The sequence below is a fragment of the Paenibacillus sp. P36 genome, from assembly GCF_045866505.1.
GTDB lineage: Bacteria > Bacillota > Bacilli > Paenibacillales > NBRC-103111 > Paenibacillus_E > Paenibacillus_E chondroitinus.
Window position 1 is genome coordinate 1,109,727 of record NZ_AP038372.1, and the last position, 14,659, is coordinate 1,124,385.

14 protein-coding genes are annotated in these 14,659 nt (G+C 42.8%); 10 read left to right on the forward strand and 4 right to left on the reverse strand.

The features are described from left to right. Positions 1-73: 73 nt before the first annotated feature. The gene (locus tag ACKTT9_RS05090; RefSeq protein WP_407870741.1) at positions 74-925 is read right to left on the reverse strand and encodes an aldo/keto reductase; all 852 of its coding nucleotides are present in this window, start codon (positions 923-925) and stop codon (positions 74-76) included. Between the two features lie 173 nt (positions 926-1,098). Between ACKTT9_RS05090 and ACKTT9_RS05095 the strand changes: the two genes are divergently transcribed. After that, positions 1,099-1,548, forward strand: a complete 450-nt coding sequence (locus ACKTT9_RS05095; protein ID WP_407870742.1) for a MerR family transcriptional regulator — start codon at positions 1,099-1,101, stop codon at positions 1,546-1,548. Between the two features lie 233 nt (positions 1,549-1,781). Further along, complete coding sequence (locus tag ACKTT9_RS05100) at positions 1,782-2,126, forward strand: hypothetical protein (RefSeq protein WP_407870743.1); 345 nt, start codon at positions 1,782-1,784, stop codon at positions 2,124-2,126. A 166-nt stretch (positions 2,127-2,292) separates the two neighbouring features. Here ACKTT9_RS05100 and ACKTT9_RS05105 read toward each other — a convergent pair whose 3' ends face one another. Together ACKTT9_RS05105 and ACKTT9_RS05110 are read right to left on the reverse strand one after the other, a co-directional pair. After that, complete coding sequence (locus ACKTT9_RS05105; RefSeq protein WP_407870744.1) at positions 2,293-3,132, reverse strand: YitT family protein; 840 nt, start codon at positions 3,130-3,132, stop codon at positions 2,293-2,295. Between the two features lie 279 nt (positions 3,133-3,411). Then, a complete protein-coding gene (locus ACKTT9_RS05110; protein WP_407870745.1) occupies positions 3,412-4,533 on the reverse strand; it encodes a PepSY-associated TM helix domain-containing protein in 1,122 nt (373 codons plus the stop codon). A 300-nt stretch (positions 4,534-4,833) separates the two neighbouring features. Between ACKTT9_RS05110 and ACKTT9_RS05115 the strand changes: the two genes are divergently transcribed. The 5 genes from ACKTT9_RS05115 (at position 4,834) to ACKTT9_RS05135 (ending at position 10,676) form a co-directional block, all read left to right on the forward strand. Then, positions 4,834-6,324, forward strand: coding sequence for an FTR1 family protein (locus tag ACKTT9_RS05115; protein WP_407870746.1), 1,491 nt, complete (start codon positions 4,834-4,836; stop codon positions 6,322-6,324). An 18-nt stretch (positions 6,325-6,342) separates the two neighbouring features. After that, positions 6,343-7,554 carry an imelysin family protein gene (locus ACKTT9_RS05120; protein ID WP_407870747.1) on the forward strand — a complete coding sequence of 404 codons (1,212 nt, stop codon included), beginning with the start codon at positions 6,343-6,345 and terminating at the stop codon, positions 7,552-7,554. Positions 7,555-7,578: 24 nt separating this feature from the next. After that, positions 7,579-8,853: an iron uptake transporter deferrochelatase/peroxidase subunit gene (gene efeB, locus ACKTT9_RS05125; RefSeq protein WP_407870748.1), complete on the forward strand. Its 1,275-nt coding sequence runs from the start codon at positions 7,579-7,581 to the stop codon at positions 8,851-8,853. 166 nt (positions 8,854-9,019) lie between these two features. After that, positions 9,020-9,658 (forward strand): DedA family protein, encoded by a 639-nt coding sequence (locus tag ACKTT9_RS05130; RefSeq protein ID WP_407872968.1) that lies wholly within the window; start codon positions 9,020-9,022, stop codon positions 9,656-9,658. 4 nt (positions 9,659-9,662) lie between these two features. After that, entirely contained in the window at positions 9,663-10,676 is a 1,014-nt protein-coding gene (locus ACKTT9_RS05135; RefSeq protein WP_407870749.1) for an alkaline phosphatase family protein, read from the forward strand. A gap of 70 nt (positions 10,677-10,746) precedes the next feature. Here ACKTT9_RS05135 and ACKTT9_RS05140 read toward each other — a convergent pair whose 3' ends face one another. Beyond that, entirely contained in the window at positions 10,747-11,946 is a 1,200-nt protein-coding gene (locus tag ACKTT9_RS05140) for a hypothetical protein (RefSeq protein ID WP_407870750.1), read from the reverse strand. A gap of 192 nt (positions 11,947-12,138) precedes the next feature. On the opposite strand from ACKTT9_RS05140, the gene ACKTT9_RS05145 reads away from it, so the two are divergent. The 3 genes from ACKTT9_RS05145 (at position 12,139) to ACKTT9_RS05155 (ending at position 14,630) form a co-directional block, all read left to right on the forward strand. Beyond that, positions 12,139-12,711 carry a class I SAM-dependent methyltransferase gene (locus tag ACKTT9_RS05145; RefSeq protein WP_407870751.1) on the forward strand — a complete coding sequence of 191 codons (573 nt, stop codon included), beginning with the start codon at positions 12,139-12,141 and terminating at the stop codon, positions 12,709-12,711. Between the two features lie 106 nt (positions 12,712-12,817). Further along, positions 12,818-13,519 carry a response regulator gene (locus tag ACKTT9_RS05150; RefSeq protein WP_407870752.1) on the forward strand — a complete coding sequence of 234 codons (702 nt, stop codon included), beginning with the start codon at positions 12,818-12,820 and terminating at the stop codon, positions 13,517-13,519. Further along, on the forward strand, positions 13,512-14,630 hold the full coding sequence (locus ACKTT9_RS05155) for an ATP-binding protein (RefSeq protein ID WP_407870753.1): 1,119 nt from the start codon (positions 13,512-13,514) through the stop codon (positions 14,628-14,630). Before ACKTT9_RS05150 ends, ACKTT9_RS05155 begins: the two co-directional genes overlap by 8 nt. The last annotated feature ends 29 nt before the right edge of the window (positions 14,631-14,659 follow it).

Consider the following 14,659-nt stretch of genomic DNA (forward strand, 5'->3'; position numbering starts at 1 on the left):
AAGGACAGGGGGCGCCCTGTCCTTTTTTAATTGATGAGGATTTCGCGTGATGAGTTTACGGCTAGATCAAGATTTAAAGATCGACTCTCAAGGTGCCCAGCATCTTGGCGAATTTCGGATCGTGGTAGGATAAGAAAAGACTTTTCTGTGTATCGAGAGTGGAAATTTGTTCGATATCGTCCGTACTCAAATCAAAATCGAAAATGTCGAAATTTTCGATGATACGCTCTTTTCTCACCGATTTTGGAATTACAACGACTTCATGCTGAACTAGCCAGCGCAAAACGACCTGGGCGACGGACTTATTGTGTTTTTCTGCGATCGAAACCAGCAATTCGTTGCCGAACATGTTGTTGAGCCCTTCAGCGAACGGAGCCCATGACTGGTGCTTCACTCCTTGCTCCTTCATAAAAGCTGCACTCTCGGTCTGCTGGTAGAACGGGTGTGTTTCGACTTGGTTGACGGCGGGCACGATTTCGTTATGCACAATAAGGTCCATCAGACGGTCGGGCAGGAAGTTGCTAACACCGATCGCCTTGATCTTGCCTTCGCGGTAAAGGTCTTCCATGGCGCGCCAAGCACTGTAGTAATCGCCGAACGGCTGGTGAATAAGGTATAAATCGAGATAGTCGAGCTGTAGCTTCTTGAGAGACTTGGCAAACGCTAGCTTGGCACTCTCGTAGCCAGCATCCTGAATCCAAAGCTTGGTCGTGACGAATAACTCCTCGCGCGGTATGCCGCTGCGCTTGATCGCGCGTCCGACTGCTTCCTCGTTCAGATAACCAGCGGCGGTGTCGATCAGGCGGTAACCGGCCATCAGCGCCTCATATACCGCATTCTCGCATTCATCAGCATCGGGAATTTGGTAGACACCGAAGCCGATAATCGGCATTTTTATTCCGTTGTTCAATGTTACGGTTTGCATTGTGATTCCTCCCATTATTTCAAATGTAATGCAACAAACGGCGCGTATCCGGGAATCGGGCATCGCAGCGAGGATTCCATTCACGGCTGATTTGCGTTACAGTAAGCTTATTACCTTCGTGTTACACGAAGGCAAGCCACATTTATAAATTTATTTTCCAAGGAGGATTTCAAATGCATACGGTCAAAGAAGCCGCCTTGATAACGGGACTAACCGAGCACGCCGTGCGCTTTTATACGGATAAAGGCTTGGTGCCAAGCGTACAGCGCAATCAAAACAACATCCGGATGTTCGACGAAGAATCGATCAATTGGCTGCATGGCGTCAAATGCCTCAAGCAATCCGGGATGCCGATTGAAGTCATAAAAATGTACGTCGATCTCTGTCTCGAAGGGGATTCGACCATTCCGCAACGCTACGCACTCATGATGGAGCATAAAGAAGAGGCACTCATTCAGCTCGAAGAAGCCAAACGGCACGTTGCCCATTTAGAACAAAAATCCGCCCTATATCAGGCCATTCTGGAGCACCGCACTCCAGACACGACCAATCCCGCTAACTGGGACAAAATTCAGCATATGCATGCTGACGTATTTTACTCGCCTCCTGTTCGAAAGGCGTGAGAGATTCGTGAGCACATCAACCCTTTGGAGAAATTCCTCGGTTTAAACTCTGATTGGCTTATCAATGAACAAACATCAGTCTAAATTGAATTAACGGAGCACGATAGTTGAGTTAAAAGGTACATTAGCAAACTTATGAACAGTTTTCAGCATCGCCAGTAACTTGCTCAACAATCGGGAAGTAGTGTGGAAAACAAAAGTTTATTATATTTTTAATTAACAGGGGCAAACGTATGGAAAAAATAAAACATTCCGATGCCAGTATCATATTAAAAAGGCTCATTAGGGAATTTGCAGTAGAAGAAAAAATACAGCGAGGTCATTTAATATGGAACTCATTAAGAAATAAGCCGCAAGTAGTAACCTTTGAGAACGCGATAAACTGGAATGAACAGGGAGAACTAATTTTTTATTTGGAAAGACAAAAGGAAATGTTTAAGGTAAAAACAGCTGATGTTAAGACATTTTTTGAAAATATAGAGCCGTGGTTAGAGATAGATGCGTATCTATTCGACTTATCGTATAGTTGGCTTACCGCATTTACACATGAAGACATTATTTTATTTTTACAACATTAGAAATTTATAATTGTGCTAACGAAAACGATAGTTCAGCAAGTCTTCTAATTTGTTTCTCACTGAGAAGGCCAGCAAATCCTTATGCTTGCTGGCTTTCTTTATTTCAAAACCAATTTGTAATTTAACAGTTGCTTGACAAGTAAGTTTTGAAATGACAAACAGAGTTTTAAGAATTCTGAATGTCAACAAAACCTTTACCGAACACATCCTGCACATTTTGAACTGTCATGAAAGCTTCGCGATCCGCGGATTTTACGATGTTTTTCAGCAGGGCAACCTCCTGCTTCTTGACGATAATATAGAGAATATTCATGGAAGTCTTCGTATAATAACCATGACCGCTTAAGACCGTAACACCTCGATCCATAAGAGTGTTTACTTGTTGAGCGATCTGGTCTTGTTTTTTGGAAATAATCGTTATAGATTTCGTTGGGTTCAATCCGTCTATCACGAACTCCATCACTTTGGTAGCTACGAAAAGCATAATAATGGTGAACATTAGTCTTTCGGCGCCAATGATAAAATAAGAGCACAATGCAACAAGAACATCGCACAACAACAACGCAAAACTGATATTCCAGTCCCAGAACTTGTTCATCAACTTGGCTATTATAACAGTGCCAGCAGTCGTACCTCCTACCCTAACAATAAGTCCGATGCCAAATCCAACCAGAGCCCCTCCGAAAATGGAATTCACAATTAAATCGTTTGAAGCAATATGCCAACCCTGGGTCAGATGAAGAAACAATGAATGGAGAGAAACGGCAACGAGTGTATATAATACTGTCTTTCTTGTTAACAAACGGCATCCAATTGCCAACAGTAACAGATTAATAATCAAGCTTGTCCAACCTGGAGACCATTCCAGCAAATAATATAAAATGATAGTAATGCCAACCACACCACCCTCGCCCAACTCGTGAGGGATGACAAACACATTAATGCCCAACGCAAAAGCTAGTGCACCAACTGTTATAAATAACAAATCTATGAATGTTCTTTTCACTTCTAAAGCCTTCTTTCTCGCTATGGTACTAAGCCATGACGCAAGCCTATCGTGTCATTTCATGCTATTGTTACATTTAAACACGGCCTTCATAACTTCTCAAGGAGTTATACTACCATGCTACCATGCTAACAATTTAACAGATTAAAGACAGACTTCATTGAAGGTAGCTTTAGACGTATACAATCTGTGCTAGCTCTCCACCAGGCAGAGATCGCGGAACAAATAAAAGCACCGCGTGAAAGCTTTCCGCGGTGCTCTTTACTATGTATTTTTTAGTTACGCAGCAATAGCTTCATTAGTTTTTTTCTTCGCATTTCTTCTACGGGCACGTGCTTTTATCTGCCACATGATAATTCCAGTGAACATTAACAGGAGAGGCGTCATTCCAAATACAAAGTAGATAAGCTTGGTGGCTTCCCCACCCCAAGTAGCAAAATGAAGTCCTTTTCTCCATGTGTTGTAAAGGTTAATGGAGAGATCTGGATTTGTTTTATATAAAATATCACCGGTGGAAGCATCCATGTAAACGGTGGTATTGTTACTGTTTGATGCACCAAACCCTTCTTTCAAACCAACTTGAATGGATTGCCCGGGCTTGAGTGGAAGCTGAATTTTTGTCAATGTACTTTCCGGGTAAGATTTCTCAACCAGACTAACAACATTCTCAATGCCGATCATTGGTTGATCTTTGCTTTTTGACTGTAAAGCTGAGGCAGGTATAGTATCCTTTGCAGTAAAGCCAAACCATACAGGAATTGATTTCTCATAAGCATTAACGACACCTGTTAGCGTGATGATCAATAACACAGGAATAGAAATGATGCCAACGAGTTTATGTAGGCTCATATTATAGGCTAGTTTACCCCGATTTCGTATGAAACGAAAACCAAGTGCCCATTTTCGAAGGCCTGGCCACCATAAATAAATACCTGTCAGAAGGATTAGTAGCAATCCTATACCTAGAAATCCGACGAAGTAAGCGGCTTGCTGTTTGCCTATTACATCTGTTAGTAAAAAGTAACGGTGCAAGTTATAAATAGTCGCGAATGGTTCACGACGTTCTTGCTGCACTTTTCCAAAGACTTTACCCGTGCCAGGGTCCGCATAGACTAATCCCGCATCTTTGCCACCTTCCTTGGTAAGATGGATGTGGTAGAACCCATCTTGAGCAGGCCATTCAATACGATCCGATTTCAAATTAGGGTTCATCGCGTCTGCCTGCTGCTGAATGACTTTAACTCCAACATCTCCGGGTGTTGGTTGTTGGCCGATAGGATGAACGAACCGTTCAACGTCGGGTTCGATCATTAAAAGGCTGCCACTTGTGCAGGTAACTACAACAAAGATTCCAAGAATTAAACTGAGAAACAAATGAATGGTTAAAACAATTTTTCGCAAAGAGTATCCCTCCGGTATGGTTGTATAATGCCAATTTATTACTGAGAATCATTTTTAGGATATTGCAAATGATATTCATTATCACTTCTGATGTCAACAGCATTTTGAAAACGAGGCTAAGAATTTGTTTGATGAATTTATGTAAGCGATTACAAGTGAATGTATAATATTTCATGCGAGGGATTGTAATAATTGCAATTGACAGATCCAGTAAGGAGAGTAGAATAGACTGAGTGAATCGATAATGATAATCAATGTTAATGAAATTTGTTTAAAAATTATTATTAGGTGTGGTGGTATATGCGCAAAGTTTTGATAATTAGTTGGATAGCCCTTCTTATGATGTTGATTGTTCCGATTTCAGCGAGTGCAAATGGGGAAGATGATCTGAAAAAGGCCGATGTGGACATCCAACAAGCGATTCAATTAGCCCAGAGCGGCAAGGTAGAGGATGCATCTAAGTTATTCGACAAGTTTCAAGTAAACTGGCTTACGATAGAGGAAGGCATTAAAGTAACTTCACTAGCCGCTTATCAAAAGATCGAGCAAGCGATGGGAGAGGTTTCATTTGCCACTTTGAAACAGCCCATTGATCAAGCCAATCTTACAGATACATTGAAAGTGCTTCATGAATTAAATACAAGCTTCATATCCGGGAAGCTGGATGTTTTCGGACAAGTGGCACAAAGCACGGAAAAAGTTACGATTGCCTCCTTGGTTACTTTGCTTGAAACAACGCAGGAGCAATTGAAACAAAGTGATTTTGAGGGAGCAAAAGCCAATATTCAGAAACTTCGGAGTTCTTGGCTTGACATCGAAAGTATTGTCTTAACACAGTCTTCAGCGGTATATGCCTTAATGGAACGGGACATGGTTACAACTTATGCATTGCTGAGTGCAGAACCCGTTAAATCCAAAGAAGCCGCCATGACGGTTGAACGCATGCATGAAGCTCTTGGACCATTAGCAGGTAAAACAAGCTATACCATGCTTGATGCCACGACCATTTTGTTAAGAGAAGGATTGGAAGCCCTTCTTGTCATTATTGCTTTGCTAGGCTTTCTGACCAAGTCAGGCCATGCAGATAAGAAGCGCTGGATCTGGTATGGCGTAGGCGGAGGACTATTCGTTAGTATTCTGCTGGGCATTATCGTGCAACAATTATTTTCCACAAGTGCTTTTGGTAACAACAACTTCCTAATTGCAGGTTGTACCGGGATATTTGCAGCACTCATGTTGGCTTATATGAGCTATTGGCTTCACAGTAAATCTAATATCTCTAATTGGCAGCAGTACATACGTAATCAAAGCGTAAAAGCATTAGCTACAGGAAGCCTTTTTTCACTAAGTTTGTTGGCTTTTCTAGCGGTTTTCCGCGAAGGGACCGAAACGGCTCTATTCATGATTGGCATGGCATCTTCGATCTCGATAACCTCTTTGCTAGGTGGTATTTTAATCGGGGTCGGCATATTGATTGTTGTTGCTTTCTTGATCTTGAAGATCGGAATGAAGGTGCCGATGCGTCCATTTTTCCTAATTTCAAGTGTGTTCGTTTTTTATCTTTGCTTTAAATTTGCGGGCATGGGGGTACATGGCTTGCAGCTGGCAGGTTACTTACCTGCGACAACAGCCTCTTGGTTACCGAGTTGGGAGTTCCTTGCTTTGTATCCAACACTTGAAAGTGCAATTCCTCAGTTTGTTCTTCTTATCTGTGCTCTTATTGCGGTTCTAACGGATGCACGTAAAACGATGAAACTCAGAAAAACATCTTTGATTATAAAAGAAAACTAACATTTGGAGGTTTTTCCTATGAATAAACGTAAACAATTAATCATTTTAACAGCTGCTATCGCACTTGTAGCTGTAGGGTGCAGCAAGGCGCCAACGGCTCCTGCAGCAACAACTGGCGCAACTCCCGTGGCAAGCCCTACACCAAATGTAACAAAAGTGCCAGCTAAAGAAGGAGCAGCAGCTTTTCTAAAGACAATTGATGGTTTGAAAGGACAGTTAGATAAAAAGGAATTAACTGATCCTAAAAAGGTATCTTCTTCGCTGGTTGTTGACTGGGCTACCTTTGAAGATGAGGTTAAACTGAAATACCCTGAACTGTATGTAAAAGTTGAGAAATTTTTAGCACCATTGGAAGCAGGATTAACACAAGATAAGCTCGACTTTGCGATTCTGGGCCAGCTAAATGACGGTTTGAAAGGTGCATTAACAGAGCTGAGCACTTCTCTAAACGAGAATAAAGGTGCAGTAAACGACGCGGCGATTTCAGGTTCACAAGCTCTGCAAGAAGCCACGAAGGCTTATAATAAATACGTACAAGACCAAGGTAATCAAATGGTCTCGCTATTGGAACAATTAAACGCAGCTGTGAAAAGCGGTGATTTGAAAAAAGCGCAGGAAGCCTATGTTGCATCGCGGATGCCTTATGAAAGAATTGAGCCTGTAATTGAAAAATTCAAAGAGCTTGATGGTGTGATGGATGCGCGCGTAGACGACTTTAAAGATGAAAAAGATCCTGAATTTACAGGTTACCACCGTATTGAGAACTTATTATTTGTACAAAAAGCAGTAAAAGACGCGGAACCTTTCGCTGCGAGATTGCTAGAAGACGGTAAGAAAATGCAACAAAGTATTGCTGCAACTAACATCGAAGCAACAGATTTTGTTACTGGTGTTGGTGAGCTGATGGAAGAAGCGCAGACCTCGAAGATTACGGGGGAAGAAGAGCGTTGGAGCGGTGCAACAGTACCTGTAATTAGAGCGAATGTAGAAGGCGCTCAGCAAATCTACGATCTTGTAAAAGTTGAATTAAAGAAGAAAGATGCTGCACTTGATGATAAAATTAGTAAAAGCTTAACAAGCGTTATTGAAGCTATGAATACCTTGTCTCCAGTGGGAACGACATGGAATGATTTTGCAAAAATTGAACAATCGAAGCAAATAGATTTGAAAAATAAATTGGAAGCATTAGCAGAACCACTTGTAAAAATGCCTGGAACATTAGGACAATAATTAATAAAGGAGTATGACATCGCTATGGGAGACAAAATAAATCGTCGTACATTTCTAGGAATGACTGCCGCTGGTGCCGCTGGATTGATTCTAGGAGATTTTATCGGCAAGGAGCAGCAACATGAACTTGGCACTCCTGTAACAAAACAAGATGCTGCTGCTGATGGCAAGGCTGAAACGATTCCTTTTTACGGTACCCATCAGGCCGGTGTCATAACTCCGCAGCAAAACTTTGCAAATGTTGCAGCATTTGATATAACCGTAGATGATCGACAGCAGTTACAGCAATTATTCAAAACTTGGACGGAAATGGCGGCCACCTTAATGGAGGGGAAACCGCTAGCAGCCGAACCGCAAGAGGGCAAATTTCCTCCAATAGACACTGGGGAGCAAATCGGACTGTCTACAGGGAAGCTTACTCTGACCTTTGCTGTTGGCAGTACTCTTTTTGAAAAAGAGGGAAAAGACCGTTTTGGACTTCGTTCGCGCAAGCCTCAAGGTCTCACAGAGATGCCTATTTTTCACAAAGATTCTCTGCAGGATCAGTTGACACACGGGGATATTGTCGTTCAAGCTTGTTCCGACGATCCTATGGTATGCTTCCATGCCATTCGGAATTTGGCTAAAGCGGCGCGTGGTGTTGCACATTTGAGATGGCAGCAAACAGGTCAGTTAGGCATTAAATCGGATGGTACAAAACGTAATTTGTTCGGTTTCAAAGACGGTACGAACAATCCCGCTCTGAATGACGAAGCTTTTATGAAAAATAACGTTTGGATTGACAGTGCTGACGGAAATCCATGGCTTGCAGGCGGAAGTTATATGGTCGTCCGACGCATTAATATGCGAATCGAGACATGGGATCAGCAACCATTTTCCAATCAAGAAGAAATTATTGGTCGTCAAAAAGTTTCTGGCGCTCCGATGGACGGTAAAAACGAATTTGAGCAACCCAATTTCGCATCAGATTCTAAAGGTGATACTACGGCACTAGATTCCCATATTCGACTCTCCAATCCAAGAGATGGTGAGAAATCCGAGCGTGAACGAATTCTTCGTAGGGGATACAACTTTATGGAGAATCTAGATAGTGTGGGAAGAATGAACGCAGGCCTCTTATTTGTATGTTTTAATAGAAATTTACAAACTCAGTTTGAGTCCATTCAAAAGCGTTTAACAAACCCTAAAATGCCCGATCAGATGTTATCTTACACGACGACTACGGGTGGAGGATACTTTGCGGTACTTCCGGGTGTAGCAAGTAAAGACAACTATTTGGGTCAAAATTTATTTAGTTAAATCGCTTATGAGAAAAACGAGAGACACATGTCTTTCGTTTTTTTTATTTTATACCGGTAAATGAATAGTTCTCATTTAATTCTCATTTTTTATTGTTAAAGTAGGAAGCGAGATTTAATAGAGGTGTCTTACTGACAAATTTGCTCGAAAATATACGATTGAGGTGATTTTATTGCATCAGTTAATTGAATGGATTTCAAATAACGCTATCGGATTAATCACGAGTTACGGAGTATTGGGAATCTTTATTGGGATGTTATTGGAGAGCGCTTGTATTCCCATCCCAAGTGAAGTTATCATGCTTTTTGGAGGCTTTTTCATTCAAAAAGGTGCTTTTAATTATTTTGAGGTTGTTAGCGCTGGTGTATTAGGCAATTTAGTAGGATCTATCCTTATTTATTGGGTAGGAGCAACTGGGGCAAGAACATTGATAGAGAAATACGGTAAATACGTATGGATTCAAGCTGAACATATCAAAAAAGCGGAGCACTGGTTTAACCGATATGGTGAATACGCGGCTTTTTTCGGAAGGAATTTGCCCATCATTCGCACATTTATATCTTTACCTGCAGGTATTGCAAAAATGAATTTTTCTCGCTTTGTTCTCTTCACATTTCTTGGATGTTTGCCTTGGAATTTGGTGTTAACCTATCTTGGTTATAAACTGGGAGAAAACTGGAATCGTGTCGAGCCCTACATACGACCGTTCAGCTATGGGATAGCGCTTATACTTGTAGTGCTTCTTTGTAGATATGTTTATAAATTAGTTCGAAATCATGAACGAAATCTTGGGACAGGAAAATAAGGGTATGAAAGCATCTGTTGCGGTCATTTCTATTTTTATTTTGGTACTGACAGCTTGCACCAATATGGATCAAAGTCAACAAGTGACAATGAAGCCGACTCCAAGCGCTACTTCCATCGTTTCACAATCAAGTGCTCCAACTAGCTCAAGCCATCCACTTCAATCAGAGAGGGTCACTTCTAGGCAAACTCCTGCACCGACCAGTTCGGCAGCAACAGTTCCTGCGCAACAAAAGGTTGCTATCCCGCCTGATGAAGGGACAAGACCTGATCATGTCGTCATTGTGGTAGAAGAAAATCACTCCTATGAGACATTAATAGGGAATCGAGCTGCTCCCTACATGAATGCATTGACCAAGCAAGGTGCGTTTTTTACGCATTCCTATGCCGTAGCGCACCCGAGTCAGCCAAATTATTTTGTTCTGTTTTCTGGCTCTGATCAGGGCGTTAAAGACGACTCTTGCGGACATTTGTTTAAAACTCCAAATTTGGCGAGCGAGCTGGTACAAGCCGGCTTTTCCTTTTCTGGATATTCGGAAGATTTACCTGAGATTGGTTCTACGGCTTGTACCAATCATCAATACGGTCGAAAACATAGCCCTTGGGTAAGTTTCTCTAATGTTGCGAAAGAAAGTAACTTACCGTTCTCTCAATTTCCAACTGATTATAGCAAACTCCCTACAGTTTCTTTCGTCATACCGAATTTGGATAATGATATGCACGATGGAACGATTCTATCCGCAGATAATTGGCTGAAAACCCACATCGGCCCTTATGTCACTTGGGCACAAAGCCATAATAGCTTGCTTATCCTTACATGGGATGAGGATGATTCTTCGAAAGATAATCATATCCCGACGATTTTTGTTGGAGCGATGGTCAAACCTGTAACTTACGATCAGAAAATAACGCATTTAAATGTTTTAAGAACAGTAGAAGAGTTATACCGTCTGCCATATATGGGGGCAACCGCGGATACATCTGCCATTCAAGGTATATGGACGAACAAACTCAAATAACATGAAACAGAGGCTATCCCCTAGTCATTTCCTGACTTTTTGGGGATAGCCTCTTTTTTTATTTGTTGTATTAGCTAGTGAGGGTGATCAAGGCTTCTAGAGCTGTTTTACATGCTTCAGGATCTTGATGTACGGCTCGTACTTGCCTCAAAACCTTATCAATCGCATTGTCAACCTCGGTCCACTTTTTCTTGTTCATAGGTTTGAGCTTGGCCTCAGCTGTATCCCATGTATGCTCCAAATCATCAACGCGTGATTTAGCCCCAGCGGTATTCCCTGCCTTCACAAAACCAAGCGTATCCTCCGCAATTTTCTTGAAACTAGACAAATCACCTAGAGGTGAGGTCATCTGAACGGAATTCGTTGAATCCCCTTGAGGAAGAACAGCTTCGATATTTGTACTACGCCAATAATAACCTGTTCCTGCCGCTATGGCTAGGACGCCTACAACAACGACAACTTGCCACACGACGGCAAATCCTTTCGTCTCATGTGCAAGCTTTGTTGATGAAGGTGTGACTACATCTCGTTTCGTGATAGAAAGGAAAATGATGATCAGTACGATGGCTAAAAGGAATATGACACTTGTTATCGTTGCTCCTAATCCCAACCCGCCGAACTCTGGTGTTTGCGATAACAGGTCCCCGATCGAAGCCCCTAAAGGACGCGTCATGATGTAGGCGATCCAGAAGGCCAACACAGCATTAAGACCACAACGCCAGGCGATAGTCACGCAGGCAATGACTGCACAAATAATAAGTCCTGTAACAAGGTAGCCGAGTCCAAGGCTCTCTGCCATGAGATCTCCTGCTGCCGTTCCGAGTGCAAATGTGAACAGGATCGTTAGCCAATAAAAAGCTTCTCTTCGCTTGGTGAAGATAGAATGGATAGAGAGCGTTTTTTCTTTGGCGTACCAGAAAGATAGGCATAGTATTAAGATAATGCTGAAAATGGCAGTACTGACTTCCAGTGGGACGCCTATGCTATCTGTTAAATTGTCAGTAACGAGAGTCCCAAAAATGCTGATCAAGACGACCGTCAGCCAGTACAGTGTAGGCATGTATTTCGTTGCTTTGAATTGAAAGAAGATCACGGCGAGTAATAAAACGCCCATTACAACGGACGTACCCGTCAGTCCAAAGCCAAGATTGACGTTAAGGAAGTCTGCTGCTGTCTCACCCATGGTGGTACATAAGATTTTTATTATCCAGAAATAAATGGTGACTTCCGGTACCTTGCTTAACAAGGTTTTTGATGTATTTGATTTCATGTTTCTCTCCTTTGAAAGAATTATTCGAGGTACAGACCTACTGTAAATGCTAGACATGAAAATATGATGAGAATTCGAAAAGTGAATGCACTTCAAACTTTCTTCAGAAATTCTTTATCTTTTTCTTAGCTCATTCTGCAGAATTTTTCGTTACGATAGTTGCAACGTACGGAATGAGAGGAGAGTTATTTCATGATTAGAGCCATGCAGGAGCAGCTTTTGTTTCTATATAAATTCATGCGTGCACCGAGGCAGATTGGCAGCGTCGCACCGAGCTCCGTGTTTTTAGCCAAAAAAATGCTCGAACCAGTTCAATGGAGTCAAGTAAGGAGCGTAGCTGAACTCGGGGTTGGCACTGGCGCCATTACCAGACATCTGGCACAAGTTCTGCATAAAGAGGCAAAGGTTCTATTGTTCGAAAAAGACCAACAGATGCGAAGTCAATTGTCCGCGCGTTTTCGGCACTTCGCCTGTTATGCCGATGCATGTAACATGCAGCATGCGTTACAGAAAGAAGGGATCGATGGGTTAGATTGCATCTTGAGCGGTCTTCCGTTTTTTAATTTTTCGCCGGCTCTGCGCGAGCAACTAATGTACCAGATCGAAACGACGTTGAAACCAGGTGGCTTATTCATTGCCTTCCAGTATTCTCAGCAGATGCGTAAGCAGCTCAGTCAGCGATTTGAAATCGAGCGAGTTCATTTTATCCCTCTCAACGTTCCTCCCGCTTTTGTATACGTCTGCCGTAAAAGGGGAGAATCTTGATAACAATATTTGCGTTTTTTCGGAGACGTTTTTCCGGAAATATGGTAGCTTTGCAATAGGGCATTAGGCGGGTGGTCGAAAGATAAAAATCGGGGAGTGATTGAATTTGACAATCAGCGTTCTTGTCGCAGACGACGATCCGGAAATTCGCGACGTCATTCGTATTTACCTGCAAAATGAAGGTTACTGCGTGTTTGAAACGGAGGACGGCGTTCAAACACTCGAGCAGCTGCGCCGTGAATCGATTGATTTAATCATTCTGGACGTTATGATGCCGAATATGGATGGAATCAGAGCTTGCTTCAAGATTAGAGAGATGACGAAAATTCCGATCATTATGCTCTCAGCCAAAAGTGAGGATATCGACAAAATAACGGGGCTTACGACCGGGGCGGACGATTACGTGGCCAAACCGTTCAATCCGCTGGAGCTAATCGCAAGAGTGAAGGCGCAGTTGCGCAGACAAACATTCACCGGCGCCCCCGATCATCAGGTCAAAGCTTCCGATGCCAGCGTAGTTGAAATCGACGAGCTGGTCATTAACAAAACCAAGCATCTCGTGACGGTACGCGGCCAAGAGGTGCCTCTTACGCCAATCGAATTCTCCATTCTGGAGCTGCTTGCCGGTCATCGCGGGCAAGTGTTTAAAGTGGAGCAAATATATAGAAACGTTTGGAAGGAAGATAAATTTTTGTCCGACAATACGGTAATGGTCCACGTGCGCAACATTCGAGAGAAGATTGAAGACAATCCGCGTGAGCCGCGATTCATCAAAACGGTTTGGGGAGTGGGTTATAAAGTTGAATAGAGACTTCTTTTCCCTCTTAAATTGGAAAAAAAGTATTAGGCTGCGCTTGCTCGGATCGCTTCTCTTTAGCCTTATCGTCGCTTTTTTCGGATCGTCCATCATCAATAGCCTTTTGAAATTTATTTTTCCGCAGATTATTGCACGGAAGACTGAAGGAGCAACTGTGGACTTTGTTGGTGTGGCCTTTATATTCCTCGCGTTTTTGTTTTTCTTTTTGCTCATATTTTTCTTCCTGATGCGTCCTATCGTCAAGAAGGTGAGAACTCTTGCCGATGGACTCATGGCGATCGCAAAGGGGGATCTTAATTATCGGGTGCCCCTGCCGGGGCAAGACGAGCTGGGGGAAGTCGCGCAGAACATCAATTACATGGCCGAGCAGCTTCAAAACATGATGAAGAGAGAACGTCAGATCGAGACATCCAAAATGGAGCTGATCACGCACGTATCCCATGATTTGCGCACGCCTTTGACGAGCATCATCGGCTATTTGAACCTGCTCAAAAATGACCACTACAATGATCTCGACGAACACAAGAGGTACATCCATAACGCTTTTAACAAGACCCAGCAAATGAAAAAGTTAATCGATGATCTGTTCGAGTATACTCGTCTTACCAGCGGCGATACAAGTCTTACCTTACAGAAGATCGATCTCAACAGCCTCCTAGAGCAAATCATCATCGAGTTCGAGCCGATCGCGCAAGAACTCTCTCTAACGGTCAAGAAGGATTGGGAACAACAATCTCTATTTGCTCATGTAGATGTTGAAAAGCTGGTGCGGGCGATCGATAATCTGCTCATGAATGCACTCAAGTTTTCCTTGAAGCCGGGCGAAATTACGATACGGCTTGCCCAATATGGCCAATCTATCCTGTTAGCAGTTGAAAATTGGGGGAACCCGATTACCAAGGAGCAGGAGAAGCTTTTGTTTGAGCGTTTTTATAAGGCAGAGCCCTCCAGAAGCGATCGCGACGTGCCTTCAGGAGCAGGACTCGGTTTATCGATTGCGAACTATATCGTCGAGCTGCACGGAGGGAAAATCGGACTTAAGCATGCAAACGGGCATTTCACCTTTTTTATTGAACTGCTGAAAACGGCTGAAGTGAAATAGCGTGCACTCATTGAGTGCACGCGTCCTAG

What these genes read in the sequence shown, in the direction of transcription:
- ACKTT9_RS05090 (WP_407870741.1), bottom strand. Translation starts at nt 925, where the DNA reads ATGCAAACCGTAACATTGAACAACGGAATAAAAATGCCGATTATCGGC.
- ACKTT9_RS05095 (WP_407870742.1), top strand. Translation starts at nt 1,099, where the DNA reads ATGCATACGGTCAAAGAAGCCGCCTTGATAACGGGACTAACCGAGCAC.
- ACKTT9_RS05100 (WP_407870743.1), top strand. Translation starts at nt 1,782, where the DNA reads ATGGAAAAAATAAAACATTCCGATGCCAGTATCATATTAAAAAGGCTC.
- ACKTT9_RS05115 (WP_407870746.1), top strand. Translation starts at nt 4,834, where the DNA reads ATGCGCAAAGTTTTGATAATTAGTTGGATAGCCCTTCTTATGATGTTG.
- ACKTT9_RS05120 (WP_407870747.1), top strand. Translation starts at nt 6,343, where the DNA reads ATGAATAAACGTAAACAATTAATCATTTTAACAGCTGCTATCGCACTT.
- efeB (WP_407870748.1), top strand. Translation starts at nt 7,579, where the DNA reads ATGGGAGACAAAATAAATCGTCGTACATTTCTAGGAATGACTGCCGCT.
- ACKTT9_RS05135 (WP_407870749.1), top strand. Translation starts at nt 9,663, where the DNA reads ATGAAAGCATCTGTTGCGGTCATTTCTATTTTTATTTTGGTACTGACA.
- ACKTT9_RS05140 (WP_407870750.1), bottom strand. Translation starts at nt 11,946, where the DNA reads ATGAAATCAAATACATCAAAAACCTTGTTAAGCAAGGTACCGGAAGTC.
- ACKTT9_RS05145 (WP_407870751.1), top strand. Translation starts at nt 12,139, where the DNA reads ATGATTAGAGCCATGCAGGAGCAGCTTTTGTTTCTATATAAATTCATG.